Below are 18,180 nucleotides of genomic sequence, written 5' to 3'. Positions count from 1 at the left end.
AATATATTGTGTAAACTCTCAAACCCATTAAATGGAAATAAGAGAAAGGTTGGGGAGAACACATGGGACTTTGGTCAACACCCGGAAATGGACAGGACGTGTCAAAAACTGGGGCCAGATGCTGCTCCAGCTGTCGGTCTTTTTCCCCGATCGGGTCGGTCAACACTTGCGTTAGATCACAAATTCCCCCTCGGGGGAATCTATGCTTAAAAGAGTTTACACAAAAATTATTGACAGACCCTGTTCCGGATGAAGACATGACCCCATCATCAGTCTCAAAATTAGTGGTTGGTATTTCAGTCAGATAAAAGATGCCTTTATACGAATTAAAGTTAGGAAACAGGGATATACTTCTTCAAGTACTCTCTTAGGTTATCGTCACAAACATAGACATATGTTCCTCTGATGCCACGAGTTAGAAAAACGGCATATGTATTAAGAATGTAAGATTTTAGTTCTTCATCAGTTATTCCATTCTTTACTTTGTTGTCAAAGAAATTATTCTTATTTATCTTTATCATATTTTCCAACTTATCAAATCCGAGATCGGGACCAATAATAACTCCGGCATAGTTTAAATCAAGTCCAGGCAATGTATAGATACTACCCATCTCTTTTTTAGCATTCAAATTACTTAACCAACCGCTTGTCTGACTGTTCCATTTAATGTTAACACCGTCAATACTGATATCTACTAACGTGTTATCTTCTTTACCTTTCCATTCCCATGCATATCCCGAACAAAGCCTGCATAAACCCCAATTTTTTTCTTTTTCGTCAAGAGCTCTGACCATATCGGCAAATGAAGTAAAAAGTTTAAAATCGTAGTTTTCAAATACAAGCTTGTTAATAGTTCTTTGATATAACATATCGTAGATGTAAGGAACATAGCTATTGCCAGCTTTTATTCGCAATTGTTCATCCAACTCTATAGGACGAATCCCCCGCTTTCTTTCATACAGTCTTTCTTCAAAGTGTTCGTGTGTTATGTCGGAAGGACTTGTACTTTGTTTTCCGTCATAGAATAGAATCTGGCAGTTAGAATTAGCCAAAATCCAATCCAGTTCATCGTGTGTTTTATCGAATCCGATTCGGGCATTCCCTTTTTTAAAGTTTACATAATACATTCCGAGATTTTTACCTCTTCTCAGTCGTTGGGCTTCATCGCAAATAATAATGTCGTAGTGTTGTTTGGTGACGTTCACTGGGCTGATAACATCTTTTTTGTTCAACCCCTCTGTATTTTTAAAAACCTCTTGAATTTCACTGCGAGTAGAGGGGTTTGCATAAACCAATGCAATTTTTTTATCTCTAAAACGCTCGTTGCTTTTTAAATAATGAAATAGTGAGGTAGCTACAACAGTTTTACCGGTTCCCGCGTCACCTCTTATTAGAATTGGCCTTGTCTTGAAAGTTTGTTCATGTGGTAAAGTCTCACCTGAATCAATAGTATTAACAATACTTGTTAAAGTTTTGTGTTGTTCTTCGGTTAGGGCAGTATGAGGAGAATACTTATATGTATTGGAGTTAATAATCATATTAAATTCTTTCGTTTTTACCAGCCCTTTTTCTTCAAGCTGGAGCCATAGCTTATCAAATTGCCGCTCAAAATCATTTTTTCTTCGGTAATGCGGCTTCTGGCCGTCACTGCTATTTACAATATGAAACTTATTATCAACCTTCATCAGTTTTATTAGTAGGTTTTCATAATGTTTTGCTGGCGTTTCCTCCATTGATAATCCAGTAATGATATGCATTTTATTAAAAAGGTATCTTTTATTCTTATTTTTACGGGAGTTGCTGGAATGTTCCTTCGCTCTTCTGATGGAATTGTTGGTTTCACCGATGTAAGCCTCTTTACCGTTTTCTAATATGTAGACACAGTGATAGTCAAAAGGTATTTCCCATTCATCAAAGTTTTTAGTGGTATAATCATAGGTTTCTATTTTAAACATAATTCCTCCTACGGGGATTAATTTGGGATGCTAGTCCCCCGAATTTATACTACATGCTTTAGTCCAGGGAGACTTCTTAGATTATCTCATGAGGTTTAATTGATATTGATATTATAGATTTTAACACCATCCATACAGACGATTGTAGTATTTTATATTGATATTGTATCGGTATGTCAACAAAATCTTTATTTGCTTCTAATGTAATTTAATAAACAAATTAAAATGAGATAGACTAACGGTTCTTGTAAAATTTATCTTTGCAAAATATTGTGTTGTTGTCAAAATGAATGATGTTATTTATCCAAAGGGAGTGATTATACTGGTTGTATCCAAGGCTGTTCTCATTTCATGTTAATGAAGTGGAGAGTATAGAAGAGTGGCTATACCTCGAACCAAAGTTGATTTCTACCACTATCGTTGCAATAACCCTGATATAAGAACTCCAAAAGCATGGAAGATGCGACCCACAAGGCATGGATCGCCGAAAACAACCAGGATACCCCCCTCGTTTTCCCGCTTGCACGCCGACTTTGAAGCACTAAAGAAACCCAAGGTCGTTAATTGACCAGAGTTTCTCGAGAATCTGGTGACGCTGAAAAAATTATCTCAGCGTCTTTGTTATATAACAGATATTTAAATCTATCTGCCGTTGCATGATTAGTATTTCCCAACGCATGACCCAAGTATGTAGTGATACTACAGTGTCTTAAATGCTCCGAGATTTCTAATACAAATGGCACGGACAACTCTGTTTAATACGCCATATCGAAAGTGTAACGTGGATGCATTAAAAAAATGATTGTAGACGATAAACCATATATTAAAAAGATTTTTGAATTCTTAAAAATAGGTACTGTTTATAGTTAATCGCGATGTAAAACATGAAAGAAATTTATTAGGATAGTGATATGTATTTGGTTATTTTCCGTATTTCTGAGATTTGTAGTTTCGGAATATATGTTTTACATATTATTTGTTTTATTGTAATATGTAAAACAGGAGGGTGTTTAAATATGATTGGCGAAAAACAATGCAATATGTGTAAGGAGGTCAAGGCAACCACTGAGTTTTATTCGCAAGAAAACATTTGCAAACAATGTGTTAGATTAAAAGACAAAGAAACGCTCTTAAAGCCTTTGTTAGAACCAAAAGAATTAGTTGTCGAAAAACAGTGCACTCGTTGTAAGAGAATAAAACCTAGAGAGGAGTTTCTTACAAGCAAATCTTCAAAAGATGGATTACGAAATTCATGCCGTGATTGCGATAAATTGTCACAGCTTGAGTATGATTTGGCTATTAAAGCAAGACGAGAGGCGAATCCTGACCTTTACCAAGTAGCCGAAAAAAAATGCTCTCGCTGTAAGGAAGTAAAACAAAGAAGCGAGTTCAGCAAACATAGCTATTCATTGGATGGTTTACAAACCTATTGTAAAGTTTGTAGAGGAGAACTTGGTAAGAAGCGAAAAGAGGAGCTTAAGAAACAAGTCTTAGAGAGTGTGATTATTGAAAAACGATGCAAAAGCTGTAGGGAAATTAAAAAGGTAATAGAGTTCACAAAGAGCCTCAGCTCTAAAGATGGATTTTCAAATACGTGCAGACTATGTTCATCTATTCAATATCGTAATCGTAAACGCGAAAAGCAGCTCAAAGAGAGAATGGACGCAATTGGGTATGTTGAAGTCGAGAGAGTTATCCCGCAGGACATTGATTTGAACCAGCTTAAGACATGTACCAAGTGCAATATGGAAAAAACACTTCGTGAATTCAACTTTAATTATACTGTGAAAAGATTCCGTTCTGAGTGCAAACAATGTGGTACAAAAACAAGGCACAATTATACAGTTAATAATGAGCTAAAGCGATTACAGCGTTTAAAACAAAGGAGAGATTCTGAATGATGGAGCAAGAAGCAAGGGACTATGATAAATACACTGAAGTATTCGTAACCCAAGACTATGACAGGTTTAATACCATAGATGGAAACAGAATTATCAACGAGTTGCATGTAAAACGACTTATTGAGTCCATGCAACAGAGACAATTAATTACACCAATTATCATTAATGAGAAATATGAAATTATTGATGGGCAGCATCGTTTTAAATCCCAATCAACTTTAGGGCTGCCAGTGTACTATATTATATGTGAGGGATACGGCCTATCAGAAGTTCACCGTTTAAATGAAAAAAGTAATAATTGGAAACCGATTGACTTTCTGAATGGTTACGCGACATTAGCCGAAAAAGAAGAAAAATTCTTTGACTACATCTTACTGAAAGATTTTATCGAGAGTAACGCGATTAAGCCAATTTTAGGAATTTCATTAACGAGAGGGGAGTTGAATGAACAGGATGCGATGACGGCGTTCAAAAATGGTCACTATAAGGCGAAAAATATCGAAGAAGTACAGAGATTCATGAATCTACTCGAAGATTTTTCGTCATACTTTAATGAAACTTATAAGTCGACAAAGTTTATTAAGGCATTCCTGCTGTTTTCAAATAGCACAAAATACAACCATGATAATATGACTAAGAAGCTAGAATATATGAGCGGTTACCTGCAACCACGGAATCAAATTAGTCAATATCTGGATATACTTAGTGATATATACAACACAAGGCTCTCAGAGAAGAGTCGTATTCATTTCAAAGGTGAAAAGGAAATATCATAGAATCGAGGGACATAATGACAAAATCAAAGACGACAAGTAGCTTCAGGTTCGATATCGATTTTATTGATCTGCTGAATACATGGTCATTTGTTAGTAAAAAAGAGAAAGGCGTACTCTTACAGGATGCATTCCGTGAGTATGCCAAAATGAAGCAGAACTCAGATGTTGCCCAAAAAGTGAATATGATCTTGGAAAGCTTAAAAGAGGATTGAGTCGCAGGCGCGACTCTTCCTTCGTACTTGGAGGTGGTTGATAACGGTCTGTAGTTACTTAAAAACAGAATTTTAAAATTAAGTGATTGTTCATAAAACTTGGATAAAGACATCGCTCAACCATAATCGTTAACGAGCAAAACAAATATTCTCGTAATCAGACATGGAGATTTCAGCTACGAAAATGTTATCATTTCCATAAAAAAATGAAGAAGGCAAGATGTATTTCAGCCACAGGAGGGCGACTATACAAGCATTCTTAACAAGATGGATGGTATCCACAAGTACTAAGATAAAAGTTAAGAACAGCTCGAGCTTTCTGTATTAATCCTGATCGAGTCGGCCATTACTTGTGCTAAATACTACCTCGGAGGAAAAAGTTTACACAAAATATTAACAGAACCCTATGTAACGAATTAATTAAAGCACCAGAGTTATCCCACTATCCATTCACCCACTCTCCCCCAACAACTCCCCAACAGAAACATCCAGAGCTTTCGCAATGGCAACCACCTCATAATCCTGCACGAGTCTATATTGACCTTCCAATCGCGATAAGCTGGTCGGACTAATGTCTAGACCGAAAGTTTGCAACTTGGCAAGGAAATCTTTTTGCTTCATTCGCTTAGCTTTTCGAATAGCTACAACTCGGGTTCCGATGATATTTTTGTCACCCGGTGGTTCTTTGCGATGCTTCATTTCGGTGTCACCTCACAATATTAACCAAATTGTATGCGAGGTAAGTATTGTTTTAATGCGAATATCGAATTAAAATAAAATAAACCGATAAACGCATTAAACTTCTGTACATCGTCTACAGATATAGCTTTTCCAAGGAGGAGGGGGTGCGATGCAATATCTGATGCGCAAATATGAGGAGGAGAAGTGCAAACTGAACGAACTCGGAGAGAAATCACTGGAGCAGGGAATTCCGTTGAGCAGCAATGAGGCGGTTCAGGCCCAGAGTCGCAGGGTGGACGAACTCATTAATCAGATGTACCAAGAAACAAACGGACATGTTGAGGCTTTTCGATTAAACTTCTGTCATGGAGGAGATGTGGTGAGTTTTCCGGCATGGTTTATACAAACGATTCAAGGTCGATTGGATGAGGTGAGCGCACTGATTGAACATCAATCCGAGCCTAGACAAGCTTTTGAAGAAGAGCGCAAAGCTTTTCAAGCGTTGTTTGCCTCCATGGATATTGCGCGTAAGCCAGAGTTTGAGTATTGGGAGGACAAGCTTTCTTTAAAGCAATCCGTTCTTTATGAACGTCTATATCTACAAGGGCTCAAGGATGGAATGCAGCTTGCTAATGCATTTGCTGCTCCTTCTGTTCTCTCGGATTAAGACGGAAAATCCTAGGTAAACGTTAACTTTATGTTGGGGCTGTCCATGCGACAGTCTTTTTTCTTGTGTGGTTTTTGGAGGTAAACCTTCCCATATTGTCGAATAACCATACATAATGTAAATCTAGATTAGACGAGGTTTTGCTATGTTTAAATCGCTATTGTCTCTCTTCAAAAAAACCGACACTATGCCGACACAGACGGTGAGTAAGGTACAAACTCCCAAGTCGAAACCGAAGGTTGCGCCAATCCGATCGGTGAGCTGGGCGAGCACAAAATCAATCTTCAGCTGGATCAGCTTCCTAAAGAATGCAAAGCGCTGAGCGATTTACTGATTCCAAATCCTAAGTCGCGCACAGGCTATTCTCAGGTGGATCATCTCGTTATTTCTCCGTACGGCCTATTCGTGATTGAGACGAAGAATTATCAGGGTGAGATTAAAGGCGGGCGTCAGGATCAGCAATGGACAGTAAGCAACCGTTACAAGATGTACAATCCGCTCAAGCAGAACTATGGCCATATTAAAGCGGTTGAGAGTCTGTTACAGGACATAGCTGAAGTGAAGTTTATTTCTATGGTGTCGTTCACGATGAGATGCCGCTTCAGCATTGACCCCGAGCTTCGGAAAATCCAGTCGGACGAGCTGGTAATCTACGATGTTGAATTAAGCGAGTTCATCTCCAGAAAGCTGCTTCGCCTGAAGGCAGAGACTCCCAAACCTTCTATTTCTCCTGCACAGACGCAAGCCATATATGAGCATCTGCTCCAGGCTAATATCACAGATAGCGAGATTCGCAAGCTTCATGTGAACAAAATCAAGAACAGGAGCTGATCCTAATGCCGATCTATAATAAGCTTGTTCGTGACAAAATCCCTGAAATCATCAGAAGCTCCGGGAAGAACTGTAGTTGCTTAGCGTTAGAGGAAGAAACGTATATTGCAGAACTAAAAAAGAAGCTTCGAGAAGAGGTGGATGAGTATACCCGAGCAGCCAATGACGAAGAGGGGCTTGAAGAACTAGCGGATATTCTCGAAGTGGTCCATGCTCTCGCTCAAATACATAAAGTCCTTCCAGGGGATGTAGAGAAGATACGTGCTAAGAAAGCCGAGGAACGCGGAGGATTCAAGGATCGTATTTTTCTGGTTGAAGCAGTAGAGTGATTAATCTTTTCAGTAAGTGATAAACTTTTAATTCCTATTTGGGAGGATCATCATGCCATTACCAGAATCCATTTCTCAAATTTTTAGGAGAAAACAGAAATCGTACAAGATGGTATTCATCTTATCTTTAATTGAAGAGCTGAAGGCCACTAATCAGGAGCGAGCTTCATTCGACAAGGTGAAAAATCGTTTCCTCAGTTACTATATGCAGCAAGAAGAGCTTGGGCATAGGGTAGATGAGACGCCTATTCGCTATCACGCTCGATGGAGTCAGATAACGAAGGGGCAGCTCAATACTATTTTAGCGACCCCTATTAAGGTTCTCTCAGACATTGTGTTTGTTAATACAGAAGACAATACAACAGGTTTTTATCCTGAGATCAAGAGCCAACTAGGGGAAGAAGGATTACTTCAATTGGAGAACCTAGCAAGAGAAGAACTGAATGAGTATAATACTGCGATGCAACAATTCTCTCTGAAGGATCATCTAGAGAGCATCATGGCCCAATATGTTCAGGCTAAAAGAGAGACCTTTGCAGGTCATGCGTTAGGCACTTTACTGCGGCAAACGATTCCTTCTGAGCTAAAGGCGTTGCCTTTTTTGAATGAAGAGCACTATAAGGTGCAAGGCTCCATTGGACAGGGGAATTGGGCAGATGTGCCTTGGCTTGCTATCCTGGATAAACGAATCACAAGCACCACTCAAAGCGGCGAATATGTCGTCTATCTTTTTGCCGAAGACATGAGTGCAGTGTATCTAACGCTTGCTCAGGGAGTGACTGTTCCATCGAAAGAGAAGGGTCGTAAGGAAGCGTATGCCTACCTTCGCAACAAAACCAAAGAAATTCGTGAGCTCATTCCACTGGCGAATATGAACAAGGATGAGAACATTCAGCTTATGGGCCGTGGCTTAGGACAAGATTATCAGGCATCCACAGTTGCTTACGTGAAGTATGAACGTGGCAAGGTGCCGTCAGACGAGCAATTAGTGCAAGACCTGCAGAACGTAATGGAGAATTATTGGATATATGTTGAAGATCACGTTCTTAACGAAACGGCAAGCACTTTGGAGGTAGAGCCAGTGATGGAGTATCCGGCACCTGAGCCGATAGAAGACGCCCAAATCCCCACTATCCTCCACCAAATCCAATCCCACATCCGCCGCCAAGGCTTCTTCTTCCCGGAGCATCTTATTGAGAACTTTTACCTCTCGCTGAAGGCCAAGCCTTTTGTCATTCTTGCGGGCATATCGGGCACAGGGAAGACTCGGCTGGTGAAGCTATTTGCGGAGGCACTTGGAGCAACGAGGGATAACAGCCAGTTTACCTTGATCCCAGTCCGGCCGGATTGGAGCGATCCTGCGGATCTGCTGGGGTATAAGGACCTTTCAAGCAGGTTCCAACCCGGACCGATTACGAAGGTGTTCGTGGAAGCGCGGAAGCTGGAGAATCAGCATAAGCCTTATTTTATCTGCCTGGATGAGATGAATTTGGCGCGGGTGGAGCATTATTTCAGTGATCTGTTAAGTGTGCTGGAAACACAGGAGTGGCGGGAAGGAGAAATCCAGACGCAGAATCTTATCTCTCCTAACATGCTGGATACACTTGAGGACCAAGAGGTATATGGCAGCCTTAGCATTCCGGAGAATGTGTTCTTAATCGGGACCGTGAATATGGATGAGACAACGCATCCTTTTAGCAAAAAAGTACTCGACCGCGCCAACACGCTAGAGTTCAATTACATCAATCTGCAGCAGTATCCGGAAGGAAATGAGCAGGAGGTGAGTGACCTCGCTGATCTTGCTGAACTGAATCATCTTTTTTTGCGTTCGGATTATTTGCAGCTAGTTAATGCCTATGATGCTCATCAAGAACTCGTTGTCCGGACAACGGAAAGATTGGTTAAGATCAATACTCTGCTTGAGGATGTTCACGCTCATGTGGGCTTCCGGGTTCGGGATGCAATTTGCTTCTATATGATTTATAACGACCGTTTCAACCTGATGAGTGAGGAAGAGGCGTTTGACTGGCAGCTCCTACAAAAGATTTTACCCCGTATCCAAGGGAGTCACTCCTCGGTGCGACGAGTCCTGTTGAACTTGATTAAGGGTGCTATTGGTGGTGGTACTGGCGTGACAGTAAATATTGAGGATCTCATGCAGGATGCCTCTCCACTCTATATGAAATGGGCTGCTGGGCAAACTCCGCCTACGGCCAAACATCCGCAAAGTGCTCGTAAATTGGCTTTTATGCTTAGGAGGCTGGAGGAAGATGGATTCACCTCATTCTGGCTCTCTTAATCAGACGGTTCAGTTGCTCCGTGTCGAAACGGAGCTTTTTACTCTTTTTCTTCAAGGTCGGCCTTATCATCCTACTGTAGAGACTTTGCAGCTTCATCGCTCTTCGGACCAGGAATGGGTGAATGCTCACCTTGGGCTTGTGTGCTCCGAACGGCTTGGTGAAGTACAGATACAAGTGTTCTCGCCTGAAGCTTACGGGATGGTAGACTGGCAGCCGGGGGAGTCTTCCTTTCCTTGCTTTTATGAGACCCAGTCGTATGAAATGGTTATTCAGAATAAGAGCGGGAGTCTCCTTTCTTTTTACCATGAGAATGTGTTGCTCCGTCAGGCAATTAAGCCTCTGGGTGAATCTATCCTTGCGGGTGTTCTGAATTTCGGGAATGAGATTGGGCTGACCGAATGGGAAGTCCGTAGTAATGGGCAGACATTGCTGCGGGTAGAGATGGAGATTTTCCCCTCGAAGATGGATTACAAGCTGGATTATCAGAATATTTTGAATGAAGTGAATGAGCAGATTTATAATTTGGCGTTTGATTTTTTGCGCCGAACCTACCAGCTAACAGGCCTACGGGAGACGCAGCATCAGAGCCTGACGGAGTTCTTCACCATCCTTCAACATGTGTTCGGACAGCTCTTGGACGCTATTGAGCGGATTAACAGGAATCCCAATTATGCTCTGCTCCAGGATCGCCGACTAATGGATGCCAATCGGGTCAAAAAAGCCGGAAGAGAGAACATCCGCGAGCTCGCGAAGCATCCTGAACGATTGAGGGAGGACATGAACCATGGATTCTTAAAAATCGGCACCCGGAATTACACAGCAACGCACTTAGTGGAGACACGCAGACGCCTCGCCTATGATACGAACGAGAACCGGTTCATCCGCTGGATGCTGGAACGTATTCATGGGAAGTTGAAGGAGCTTAAGGGTCGCTGGAAAAAGCAGAGCCGAACTCCAGATCCATTACTCATCAAAAGAATCGACGCAATGCTCACCCAATTAGAGCGAGTGCTCAAGATGGATTTCTTGCGTGAGGTTGGAGTGCTGAAGCAGATGTCTGTTACGCTTGTGCTCCAGATGGCTCCAGGATACCGCGAAGTCTATCGCTGTTATCTGTTGCTGCTAAAAGGTCTGTCTATCCAAGGTGACCTGCTCCGCTTATCCATGAAGGATGTTGCTCAGCTCTATGAGTATTGGTGCTTCCTCAAGCTGAATCAGCTGCTGGGGCAGAAGTACAAGCTGGTGAAGCAGGATATTATTAAGGTGAATCGGAACGGTATTTTTGTTACTCTGGATCGCTCGCAGAGCGCCAAGATGGTCTATGAGAATCTGGTTAACGGAGAGCAGTTCATCCTGTATTATAATGCGATTCCAGGCTCGGATAAGACCCCGACGCTCAGTCAGCGTCCGGATAATGTGCTTACTCTGAAGAAGAAAGACGCTGGCAAAATCAAAGAGTACAAGTATGTCTTCGATGCGAAATACCGCTTAAACCCGGCCTATGAGGGGACCTCTTATCATCAGAAATATGGACAGCCTGGGCCAGAAGAGGATGACATTAATACGATGCACCGGTACCGGGACGCCATTGTGTACCAGGAAAAAGGTTCGGGAGAATATGAGCGAAGTATGTTCGGGGCGTATGTGTTATTTCCGTACCCGGATGAGGAGCGATTTAAGACTCATCGATTCTATAAGAGTATTGAGCTAATGAATATTGGGGCATTGCCGTTCCTGCCCAATTCCACAAGCTTGGTGGAACAATTCTTAGATGAGATTATTCAGGATAGTCCGGAAAAAGCTTTTGAGCGCTCCACACGTCCACGTGGGACGAGAGAATATTATGCCGATCAGCTTGCAGGCAAGAATGTGCTTGTCGGTTCTGTTACAGGCCCTGAGCAAGTTGAGGTGGCGAGGCGGCATTCTTTTTATCATGTGCCGCTAAGGAACCTTTCGGATGCAAAGATTCTCACCCAAATTGAATATGTAGCGATGTGCCAGTCCAGAAGGAAATTTTTTGATCCTGCTAAGACAGGGATTCATTGGGTGGGTAAAGTGGCAGGCTGGAAGGTGGTAAAACGTAAAGAAATAAAGGAAATTACCCCTGAGACTTATAAGGAAGAGAGAGATTACGTTAGATTTGAAGTGGAAGAGTGGATACCTTTAAAGCCTCACATTGCTCTAGGTGGCCAGGGAATATATAAACTGCTCTTCACAAGTAAATACATTCTGGACCGGGCCTTGGAGATTGCTGAGCTTCGTCTGGAAACGGAGGAGGATCTTCGCGAATGGCGTGAGAAGCGCCGCAAGGGCAAAGTGAAGGTGAAGCTGGATCATGATGAATATGTGGATTTAGGTAGGGTTGTGGAGGTTCGGAATATATAGGACACAGAAAAAAGCTCAAGCGCAGGTCCCCTCCCTGCCTTGGAGCTTTTTTTCTATAGCTCTTCTCCATGTCGTCAATCACTTCTGGCCGCAAATGTTCCTGGAACATTTCAAACTAAGGATACACTCTGGAAATTTATTCTTCCGTCGTAATACTTTCGCCATGTTCGTACGGCATGATTTCAGCGATGATAGAACCTGTAAGACATAAGCGTAATGATGAGCAAGTTGATAACGCCAAGCGGCGTTCATCATACATTAGGTTCTTATCCGGGCGGTCGTAACGAGGCGGGGATCTCAGGTGATCCCGCAGTGCCGGCATGTATGTTACGGTATCCTGTACGGTCCGTTTCGGTAAGAGTCACGTTGGGGTTCGATTCCCCAATCGCCTTGGGAGCGATATTGGTACAGTACTCGATTTCCATCGAGCGACAATTGAAGCAAATTCAGAGTAAGGAAACCAATGGACAGAATCCCGGCGGCTAATATAGCGCACTGCGGAAGGGCTTTGCAATCCGTGGATACCGATAGTAGAGCAGCAGGGGAGGCTGTGGGAAGGACAGAAGAGTCGTGGGCTGGCTGATGTATGGCTCGGCCTGCGGATTCAAATGTTCTCCCGGACCTCCCGGCAGACCGCCTATCTCAAGCGTGATTCCGTCTGAACCCGCGGGGGGATTCTGCCATCCATTGGTCAAACATGAAGGGGGTAAATATATGTTAAAGCAAATAACGATTCAAGCGGACCAGCGCGGTCTGCTCTTTCATAAGGGAAGTTATGTGAAACGTCTTCTTCCGGGAACCTATCGCTACTTATCGTGGTCACAGCATACGGCAGTTGTGCTGAATATTGCCAAACCGTTCGTAGTCGAAGGTAAAGATTTGCAGCTGTTCTTACAGGATGAAGACCTCCTGCGGGAGCTCGATGTCGTAAGTGTACAGGATCATGAGATTGTCTTGCACTATGAGGACGGACAATTCGTGCAGCTGCTGAAGCCGGGGGTATATGCCTATTGGAACCTCCTGAAAAAGCATACCTTTGTACATACGGATATCAGGCAGCCGGAACTCCCTGCCGGGATCGACCGCTCCATTATAGCGAAGCTTACCCCGTATGTGCAGTGCTGTGAAATCGCGAGCTACGAGCAGGGATTTCTGTTCTATGATCATATCCTCCAGCGGGAGCTTGCGCCTGGTAAGTATTACTTCTGGAAAGGCCCTGTCTCAGTGCTGATCAAGACGGTCGATCTAAGACAGCAGCAGATGGATTTGATCGGCCAGGAGATGATGACAGAAGATAAGGTTACGCTTCGCCTGAACTTCGTGTGTCAGTACAAGATCGTGAATCCACAGCGGGTGCTGGAAATGAAAGCCTTCGACGAGCAGATTCACATCCAGCTTCAGCTCTTGCTTCGGGAATATGTAGGGACGCTGAAATTAGATGATCTTCTGAAACGTAAGGAGGATGTTGCATCATTCATCCTTTCCCGTATCCAGGCGAAGGGAGAAGAATTCGGGGTGCTTTTCCTCGGGGCGGGGGTAAAGGATGTAATTCTGCCAGGGGAAATGAAAGACATCCTTAACACCGTTCTGCTCGCAGAGAAGAAGGCGCAGGCGAACCTGATCACCCGCCGGGAAGAGACGGCTTCGACGCGAAGCCTGCTCAATACGGCGAAGCTGATGGATGAGAATCAGACGCTGTTCCGTCTGAAGGAGCTGGAATTCCTCGAAAAGATATGCGACAGAATCGGTTCCATCTCTGTTACGGGTGGCGGCGATCTGCTCGAGCGGTTAAGCTCGCTCATCGGTGTCCAGAAATAGACCGCTACTTGGCGGTCTATTTCTTTTTGTGGAAAGAGAGAATGAACGCTGGACAGTGTTTCGGCTGAGTCAATTGTGCGTCTTTACCAGAGAACAAGAAGCTTGCGTATTAGATATCTTCATCTCCTCGAGAATGAGATCTGATAGAATGGGAGTTTTGAAGCGGTTCAGAATTGTGCAGATCATGAGAGTGCACGGATGTTGGAGAAGCGGTGGAAGGAAGTGATTCCTTCCAGTAAAAATGAACGTGATGTAATGATGGAGATCTGGGGATATGCCGGATTGCTGGTACCGGGTGAAACACCTCGTAAGCGCAGAGGCGGAAGTTCTGATTATGACTCTATGGCGGAATGGCAGGGGGATGACGGTTATTCTCAGGAAGCGCTGGAGTTTTATTTCGGTGCATTTTTATTATAGCTTTTACCTTTAACCAGATATTACTTTTAAGTGTTACGTAGTTAACAATCCTCCATGCTAGAATCAAAGCATTCCAGCAAAAGATGAGTTAGATTGAGGAGGATTTCTTATGTGCAATAGATTTCAAATCGTAGGCAGCCTGTTGCGTCCGTCGAATTTATTAGAATATAAACAGCAGATTGAACATCGTGATGATATCCAGTATCCCTTTTACCAAGACTTTCAGGGGTATGAACAGTGTGAATCGGATGCGATTCAGGCTGTAGTCGATCAAGAAATTAACAATGGCCTGTCCATTCTTACGGATGGAGAGTACTCCAAATCCATGTGGCATCTGGACTTCGTCTGGGGTTTCCAGGGGATTAGCCGCTATATTGCGGATCATGGTTATTTCTTCAGAGATACAGATGGAACCTCCAAATACGAGACTAGAAAAGATATTGGTCTGCGCATTACAGGTGAATTGAGCGGGAAGAACCATCATTTTATTCATGCCTATAAGAAGCTTCAAGCCCTTGCCGGCGACCGTGAGACCAAGCTGTGCGTACCTTCGCCATCTCATATTTTTGGTGAGCTATCCTGGTCAGATAACATTGGCGGTACAGAAGCCGTTTATAAGGACAGACATGAGCTTAAAGACGGTCTTGTGAAGGCTTATAAGGATTTTGTGGAGGAATTCGCTGCTGCCGGAGGGCAAATCCTGCAATTCGACGATTGCTTATGGGAGCTCTTCGCAGATGATAACCCGAACTCTCCATATACTGGCGAGAACATCAATCAAGAGGAAGTACAGGCTCTGGCTACAGAATTTATTGACATTAACAATACACTAATTGATTACGGACATAGCTTAGGCTTGAAAATGTGGACGCATAACTGTCGTGGTAACTATGATTCCCGTAATATGGGTGGCGGCTCCTATGCTAAAATTGCCAATCTGTTCTTGAAGCAGCTAAAGTACGACCGCTTTTTCCTTGAATGGGATGATGATCGTGCAGGCTCGCTTGAGGCGCTTGCGGTGTTCAAAGATAAGCCTGAAACGGAAATTGTACTTGGCTTGTTGTCTTCCAAGACCAATACGCTTGACGATGAGGCTCGTGTAGTTCAAATGCTTGATGAAGCATCTAAGATTATTGACAAGGATAGATTATTACTTTCTCATCAATGCGGTTTTGCGTCCTGTGACGGCGGCAACGAATTAACGGAAGCTGAACAGTGGGCGAAAATTAACCAAGGACAACAGATTGCCCGGCAATATTGGGGTAGTTAATATTTAACTTAGTTAAATAGGGGAGCAGATTCCCCTTCTTAGACTGTCGAAGATATTGTCGGCAGTCTTTTTTCTATGAACAGAAACCTCCAGCGCCGGAGAAATGACGAAATCGTCTTTTGCTCATAAAAAATGACCGCGAGAGGCGGTCATCAACGGGGGACTTATTTTCCAGCGAATTAATTGAAAGAAATTGTGTAGTATACAGAAGGGTATGTCGTAGTAGATCCTGGTACTCGTTCTACAACAGTGATCAGTGTACCGGGTTCGTAGTAGCCTGATCCGCCGTTGTAATTGGTTTTGTTGACGATAGCGGTACCCAGGTCGATCGTTGTATTGTTATAGCTCCAGTAGTAGTGTAGGCGAAGTGCATTTACTGCGGAAGTCGTGATTTTCACGCTTGTGCCGGTCGTCTTGGCGTTGGGAAGAATGTAAGCATATCCTTGACCTTCGGTCAGCGTATTGGGATAGCTGCCCCCATAGCTGACGATGGCAGGATTAGCCCAAGCGGTCAGGCCAAACAACAGAGATAGACCCATGATCAAGGTAAAGACTATGCTGCTGCGTTTTTTCATAGATTGCTCATCCTCTCAAAATGATTTCGAAACGGATTAGAGCATCCTCCTTCCACATAATAGGGTTTATATGTCTATCCCCTACAATATATACCAATTTATTACATGTGTAAATGGCAGAGTAAATGGTAGGATAACCTTATAGATTATCTTGTTGATCCCTTCCATCGTTGCCTTGTACCGGATTCTGGAACCGGCATAACACCCCTAACCCATTTCCGCCCCAATCGTTTATACTAATAAGGCATAACACTTCTAAGGAGCTGCAGAACCGATTATGAATAAGAAAGAAGTCGCGCACATTCGCAAGCAATTCAAGCTGGACCATGAAATGCTCAAGCTGTTTGATATTCTTAACGTGTATATTATGAAGGAAAGCAATGAGATCTATCATTGGGAGCGCCTGCCGTTTGGCCTCGTGGACAGGGAGAAGCAGGAGCTGTATATGGGCAATTTCAAAAAACTGCTCACCGGTGAGCTCGACCATAAGCTGTTCGAGTTGAAGTTTCAGGAGGAAGCGGAGGAGCCGTCGCGGGTAATGCTTCACCAAGGCCTGGTGACAGGTGATGCTGAAGAATGGCAGGACCTGATGCTGATGCTGGTGGATAAAATGCTGGTAGATACCAAGTATGAGAAGGATACGGTCGTCACTTTCGTTCGCGGGCAGTATTATCGGCCGACTAAGGCCAGGAATGAAGAAGCCGAAGAGAGCGGGAAGGACGAGATGTTCGCGCATCCGTTCATTCTGTGCAGCGTAAATTCCACGGAGCAGCAGCGCAAGAACCTCATGTTCGATTATGTGGAGAAGGAATTCAAGTACAATATTATCGTCGATCCGATTGTCAAATTGAGTTCGCCGGAGCAGGGGTTCTTCTATCCGAGTGTGACGGACAATTATTCGGATGTGAACCGCATTCTGTATTGTACGGGAAAATCGAATTATCCGGACCCGCAGTTCATCGAGCAGGTCTTGAATGCGGAAAGATCTGTAACAGCCTTGGAAGAGAGAAGCTTCTTCGAAGATATCGTGAAGGAAGTGGCGGGAGAACAACTCGATACGACCACACTTGCTCAGGTGTATGAGGAAATCCAGCAGGTCATCGAAGGTGGCGAAGGGGAGGAAGAACCGCCTAGGCTGGATTACAAGGATATAGAACGTGTTCTGGCAGCAAGCGGCGTAGAGAACGTGACGGCTGAAAAGGTGGAGCTGGCTTTCGAAACGGTCATCGACGATAAGTTCTACGAAATGAAGGCGAGCAGCGTTATACCGAAATATACTACAAAATCGATCAAGATAGATACGAAGGTGGCCACCATCTCAATCAGCCCGCAAGATTTAAGATATGTGAAGCAGGTAAATTATCAAGGGAAACGCTGCATCATGATTGAGGTTGACGAGGAAGTCGTGATCGAGGGCTTCACGCTTAGTACGGAAACGTTGTAGTTAGCATTGGCATTAGGGAAGTAAAGGTACAGGAATTAAGGAGGTTTTGTTGTGGTAAATGAAAAGAGGGAGTTATCACCAGAACAAAAAGAAGCTCTGCTGGGAGTGTTACAAGCCCGTTTCGAGAAAAACATGAATCGCCACGAGGGATTGGAATGGGCCAAAGTACAACTAAAGCTGGAAGCTAACCATGACAAATTATGGTCCATTCATGAGATGGAAAGAACCGGCGGTGAGCCGGATGTGGTTGGTTATAATGAAGAGGCGGGAGAATACATTTTGTATGACTGCTCGGCAGAAAGCCCCAAAGGCCGCAGAAGTATTTGTTACGACGGCGAAGCTCTGAACGCCAGAAAACAAAATAAACCGGAAAACAGCGCCATTCAAATGTCGGCGGATATGGGCATTGAGCTGCTTACCGAAGAACAATATCGGGAGCTGCAGAAGCTTGGAAGCTTCGATACGAAAACATCAAGCTGGATAAAAACACCGTCCGATATCCGAAAGCTCGGTGGTGCAATCTTTGCTGATTTCCGTTATGGACATATCTTTGTGTATCATAACGGTGCGGATTCTTACTATGGCGCCAGGGGCTTCCGTGGCTCGCTTAGAGTCTAAG

General features: G+C 43.5%; 16 protein-coding genes and 1 pseudogene. 14 read left to right on the top strand and 3 right to left on the bottom strand.

The genetic code is table 11. From position 1 onward, the window contains the following. Nucleotides 1–332: 332 nt before the first annotated feature. Complete coding sequence (locus tag ACX1DY_RS25540; RefSeq protein WP_458967009.1) at nt 333–1,955, bottom strand: DNA/RNA helicase domain-containing protein; 1,623 nt, start codon at nt 1,953–1,955, stop codon at nt 333–335. Between the two features lie 1,016 nt (nt 1,956–2,971). Between ACX1DY_RS25540 and ACX1DY_RS25535 the strand changes: the two genes are divergently transcribed. Genes ACX1DY_RS25535 through ACX1DY_RS25525 form a run of 3 tightly spaced genes read left to right on the top strand, consistent with a single transcriptional unit; the run spans nt 2,972 to nt 4,844 of the window. Next, on the top strand, nt 2,972–3,856 hold the full coding sequence (locus ACX1DY_RS25535; RefSeq protein WP_458967008.1) for a hypothetical protein: 885 nt from the start codon (nt 2,972–2,974) through the stop codon (nt 3,854–3,856). Further along, complete coding sequence (locus ACX1DY_RS25530; RefSeq protein WP_458967007.1) at nt 3,853–4,632, top strand: ParB N-terminal domain-containing protein; 780 nt, start codon at nt 3,853–3,855, stop codon at nt 4,630–4,632. The genes ACX1DY_RS25535 and ACX1DY_RS25530 overlap by 4 nt, the downstream gene beginning before the upstream one ends. Before the next feature lie 14 nt (nt 4,633–4,646). Continuing rightward, nucleotides 4,647–4,844: a hypothetical protein gene (locus ACX1DY_RS25525; protein WP_379146265.1), complete on the top strand. Its 198-nt coding sequence runs from the start codon at nt 4,647–4,649 to the stop codon at nt 4,842–4,844. 450 nt (nt 4,845–5,294) lie between these two features. Here the strand turns inward: ACX1DY_RS25525 and ACX1DY_RS25520 are convergent, their stop codons facing one another. Next, nucleotides 5,295–5,543 (bottom strand): helix-turn-helix domain-containing protein, encoded by a 249-nt coding sequence (locus ACX1DY_RS25520; protein WP_458967006.1) that lies wholly within the window; start codon nt 5,541–5,543, stop codon nt 5,295–5,297. Between the two features lie 151 nt (nt 5,544–5,694). Between ACX1DY_RS25520 and ACX1DY_RS25515 the strand changes: the two genes are divergently transcribed. The 9 genes and pseudogenes from ACX1DY_RS25515 (at nt 5,695) to ACX1DY_RS25475 (ending at nt 15,542) form a co-directional block, all read left to right on the top strand. Continuing rightward, a complete protein-coding gene (locus tag ACX1DY_RS25515) occupies nt 5,695–6,192 on the top strand; it encodes a hypothetical protein (protein ID WP_458967005.1) in 498 nt (165 codons plus the stop codon). Nucleotides 6,193–6,444: 252 nt separating this feature from the next. Beyond that, nucleotides 6,445–7,023 carry a nuclease-related domain-containing protein gene (locus tag ACX1DY_RS25510; protein ID WP_458967077.1) on the top strand — a complete coding sequence of 193 codons (579 nt, stop codon included), beginning with the start codon at nt 6,445–6,447 and terminating at the stop codon, nt 7,021–7,023. A 5-nt stretch (nt 7,024–7,028) separates the two neighbouring features. After that, the gene (locus ACX1DY_RS25505) at nt 7,029–7,352 is read left to right on the top strand and encodes a nucleoside triphosphate pyrophosphohydrolase (RefSeq protein ID WP_458967004.1); all 324 of its coding nucleotides are present in this window, start codon (nt 7,029–7,031) and stop codon (nt 7,350–7,352) included. Between the two features lie 52 nt (nt 7,353–7,404). Then, entirely contained in the window at nt 7,405–9,651 is a 2,247-nt protein-coding gene (locus ACX1DY_RS25500; RefSeq protein ID WP_458967003.1) for an MrcB family domain-containing protein, read from the top strand. Beyond that, nucleotides 9,623–12,037 (top strand): DUF2357 domain-containing protein, encoded by a 2,415-nt coding sequence (locus ACX1DY_RS25495; protein ID WP_458967002.1) that lies wholly within the window; start codon nt 9,623–9,625, stop codon nt 12,035–12,037. The genes ACX1DY_RS25500 and ACX1DY_RS25495 overlap by 29 nt, the downstream gene beginning before the upstream one ends. A 216-nt stretch (nt 12,038–12,253) precedes the next feature. Then, complete coding sequence (locus ACX1DY_RS25490) at nt 12,254–12,523, top strand: hypothetical protein (protein ID WP_458967001.1); 270 nt, start codon at nt 12,254–12,256, stop codon at nt 12,521–12,523. Between the two features lie 228 nt (nt 12,524–12,751). Then, nucleotides 12,752–13,855, top strand: coding sequence for a slipin family protein (locus tag ACX1DY_RS25485; protein ID WP_458967000.1), 1,104 nt, complete (start codon nt 12,752–12,754; stop codon nt 13,853–13,855). A 159-nt stretch (nt 13,856–14,014) separates the two neighbouring features. After that, nucleotides 14,015–14,272 (top strand): annotated as a pseudogene (locus ACX1DY_RS25480) (hypothetical protein); the annotation flags it as partial. A gap of 109 nt (nt 14,273–14,381) precedes the next feature. Continuing rightward, nucleotides 14,382–15,542, top strand: coding sequence for a cobalamin-independent methionine synthase II family protein (locus tag ACX1DY_RS25475; RefSeq protein ID WP_458966999.1), 1,161 nt, complete (start codon nt 14,382–14,384; stop codon nt 15,540–15,542). Nucleotides 15,543–15,721: 179 nt separating this feature from the next. Here the strand turns inward: ACX1DY_RS25475 and ACX1DY_RS25470 are convergent, their stop codons facing one another. Next, nucleotides 15,722–16,081 carry a hypothetical protein gene (locus ACX1DY_RS25470; protein ID WP_458967076.1) on the bottom strand — a complete coding sequence of 120 codons (360 nt, stop codon included), beginning with the start codon at nt 16,079–16,081 and terminating at the stop codon, nt 15,722–15,724. 313 nt (nt 16,082–16,394) lie between these two features. Between ACX1DY_RS25470 and ACX1DY_RS25465 the strand changes: the two genes are divergently transcribed. Together ACX1DY_RS25465 and ACX1DY_RS25460 are read left to right on the top strand one after the other, a co-directional pair. Beyond that, nucleotides 16,395–17,561, top strand: a complete 1,167-nt coding sequence (locus ACX1DY_RS25465) for a DUF4317 domain-containing protein (RefSeq protein ID WP_458966998.1) — start codon at nt 16,395–16,397, stop codon at nt 17,559–17,561. A gap of 51 nt (nt 17,562–17,612) precedes the next feature. Beyond that, nucleotides 17,613–18,179, top strand: a complete 567-nt coding sequence (locus ACX1DY_RS25460) for a DUF4256 domain-containing protein (RefSeq protein ID WP_458966997.1) — start codon at nt 17,613–17,615, stop codon at nt 18,177–18,179. Nucleotide 18,180 lies beyond the last annotated feature (1 nt).

It is taken from the genome of Paenibacillus sp. BAC0078 (genome assembly GCF_054483875.1).
This window is presented reverse-complemented; position numbering and strand designations above follow the sequence as displayed.

Excerpts from the sequence above, each read along its gene's own strand:
- ACX1DY_RS25540 (WP_458967009.1), bottom strand. The coding sequence starts at position 1,955 with ATGTTTAAAATAGAAACCTATGATTATACCACTAAAAACTTTGATGAA.
- ACX1DY_RS25535 (WP_458967008.1), top strand. The coding sequence starts at position 2,972 with ATGATTGGCGAAAAACAATGCAATATGTGTAAGGAGGTCAAGGCAACC.
- ACX1DY_RS25530 (WP_458967007.1), top strand. The coding sequence starts at position 3,853 with ATGATGGAGCAAGAAGCAAGGGACTATGATAAATACACTGAAGTATTC.
- ACX1DY_RS25525 (WP_379146265.1), top strand. The coding sequence starts at position 4,647 with ATGACAAAATCAAAGACGACAAGTAGCTTCAGGTTCGATATCGATTTT.
- ACX1DY_RS25520 (WP_458967006.1), bottom strand. The coding sequence starts at position 5,543 with ATGAAGCATCGCAAAGAACCACCGGGTGACAAAAATATCATCGGAACC.
- ACX1DY_RS25515 (WP_458967005.1), top strand. The coding sequence starts at position 5,695 with ATGCAATATCTGATGCGCAAATATGAGGAGGAGAAGTGCAAACTGAAC.
- ACX1DY_RS25505 (WP_458967004.1), top strand. The coding sequence starts at position 7,029 with ATGCCGATCTATAATAAGCTTGTTCGTGACAAAATCCCTGAAATCATC.
- ACX1DY_RS25500 (WP_458967003.1), top strand. The coding sequence starts at position 7,405 with ATGCCATTACCAGAATCCATTTCTCAAATTTTTAGGAGAAAACAGAAA.
- ACX1DY_RS25495 (WP_458967002.1), top strand. The coding sequence starts at position 9,623 with ATGGATTCACCTCATTCTGGCTCTCTTAATCAGACGGTTCAGTTGCTC.
- ACX1DY_RS25490 (WP_458967001.1), top strand. The coding sequence starts at position 12,254 with ATGATGAGCAAGTTGATAACGCCAAGCGGCGTTCATCATACATTAGGT.
- ACX1DY_RS25485 (WP_458967000.1), top strand. The coding sequence starts at position 12,752 with ATGTTAAAGCAAATAACGATTCAAGCGGACCAGCGCGGTCTGCTCTTT.
- ACX1DY_RS25475 (WP_458966999.1), top strand. The coding sequence starts at position 14,382 with ATGTGCAATAGATTTCAAATCGTAGGCAGCCTGTTGCGTCCGTCGAAT.
- ACX1DY_RS25470 (WP_458967076.1), bottom strand. The coding sequence starts at position 16,081 with ATGGGTCTATCTCTGTTGTTTGGCCTGACCGCTTGGGCTAATCCTGCC.
- ACX1DY_RS25465 (WP_458966998.1), top strand. The coding sequence starts at position 16,395 with ATGAATAAGAAAGAAGTCGCGCACATTCGCAAGCAATTCAAGCTGGAC.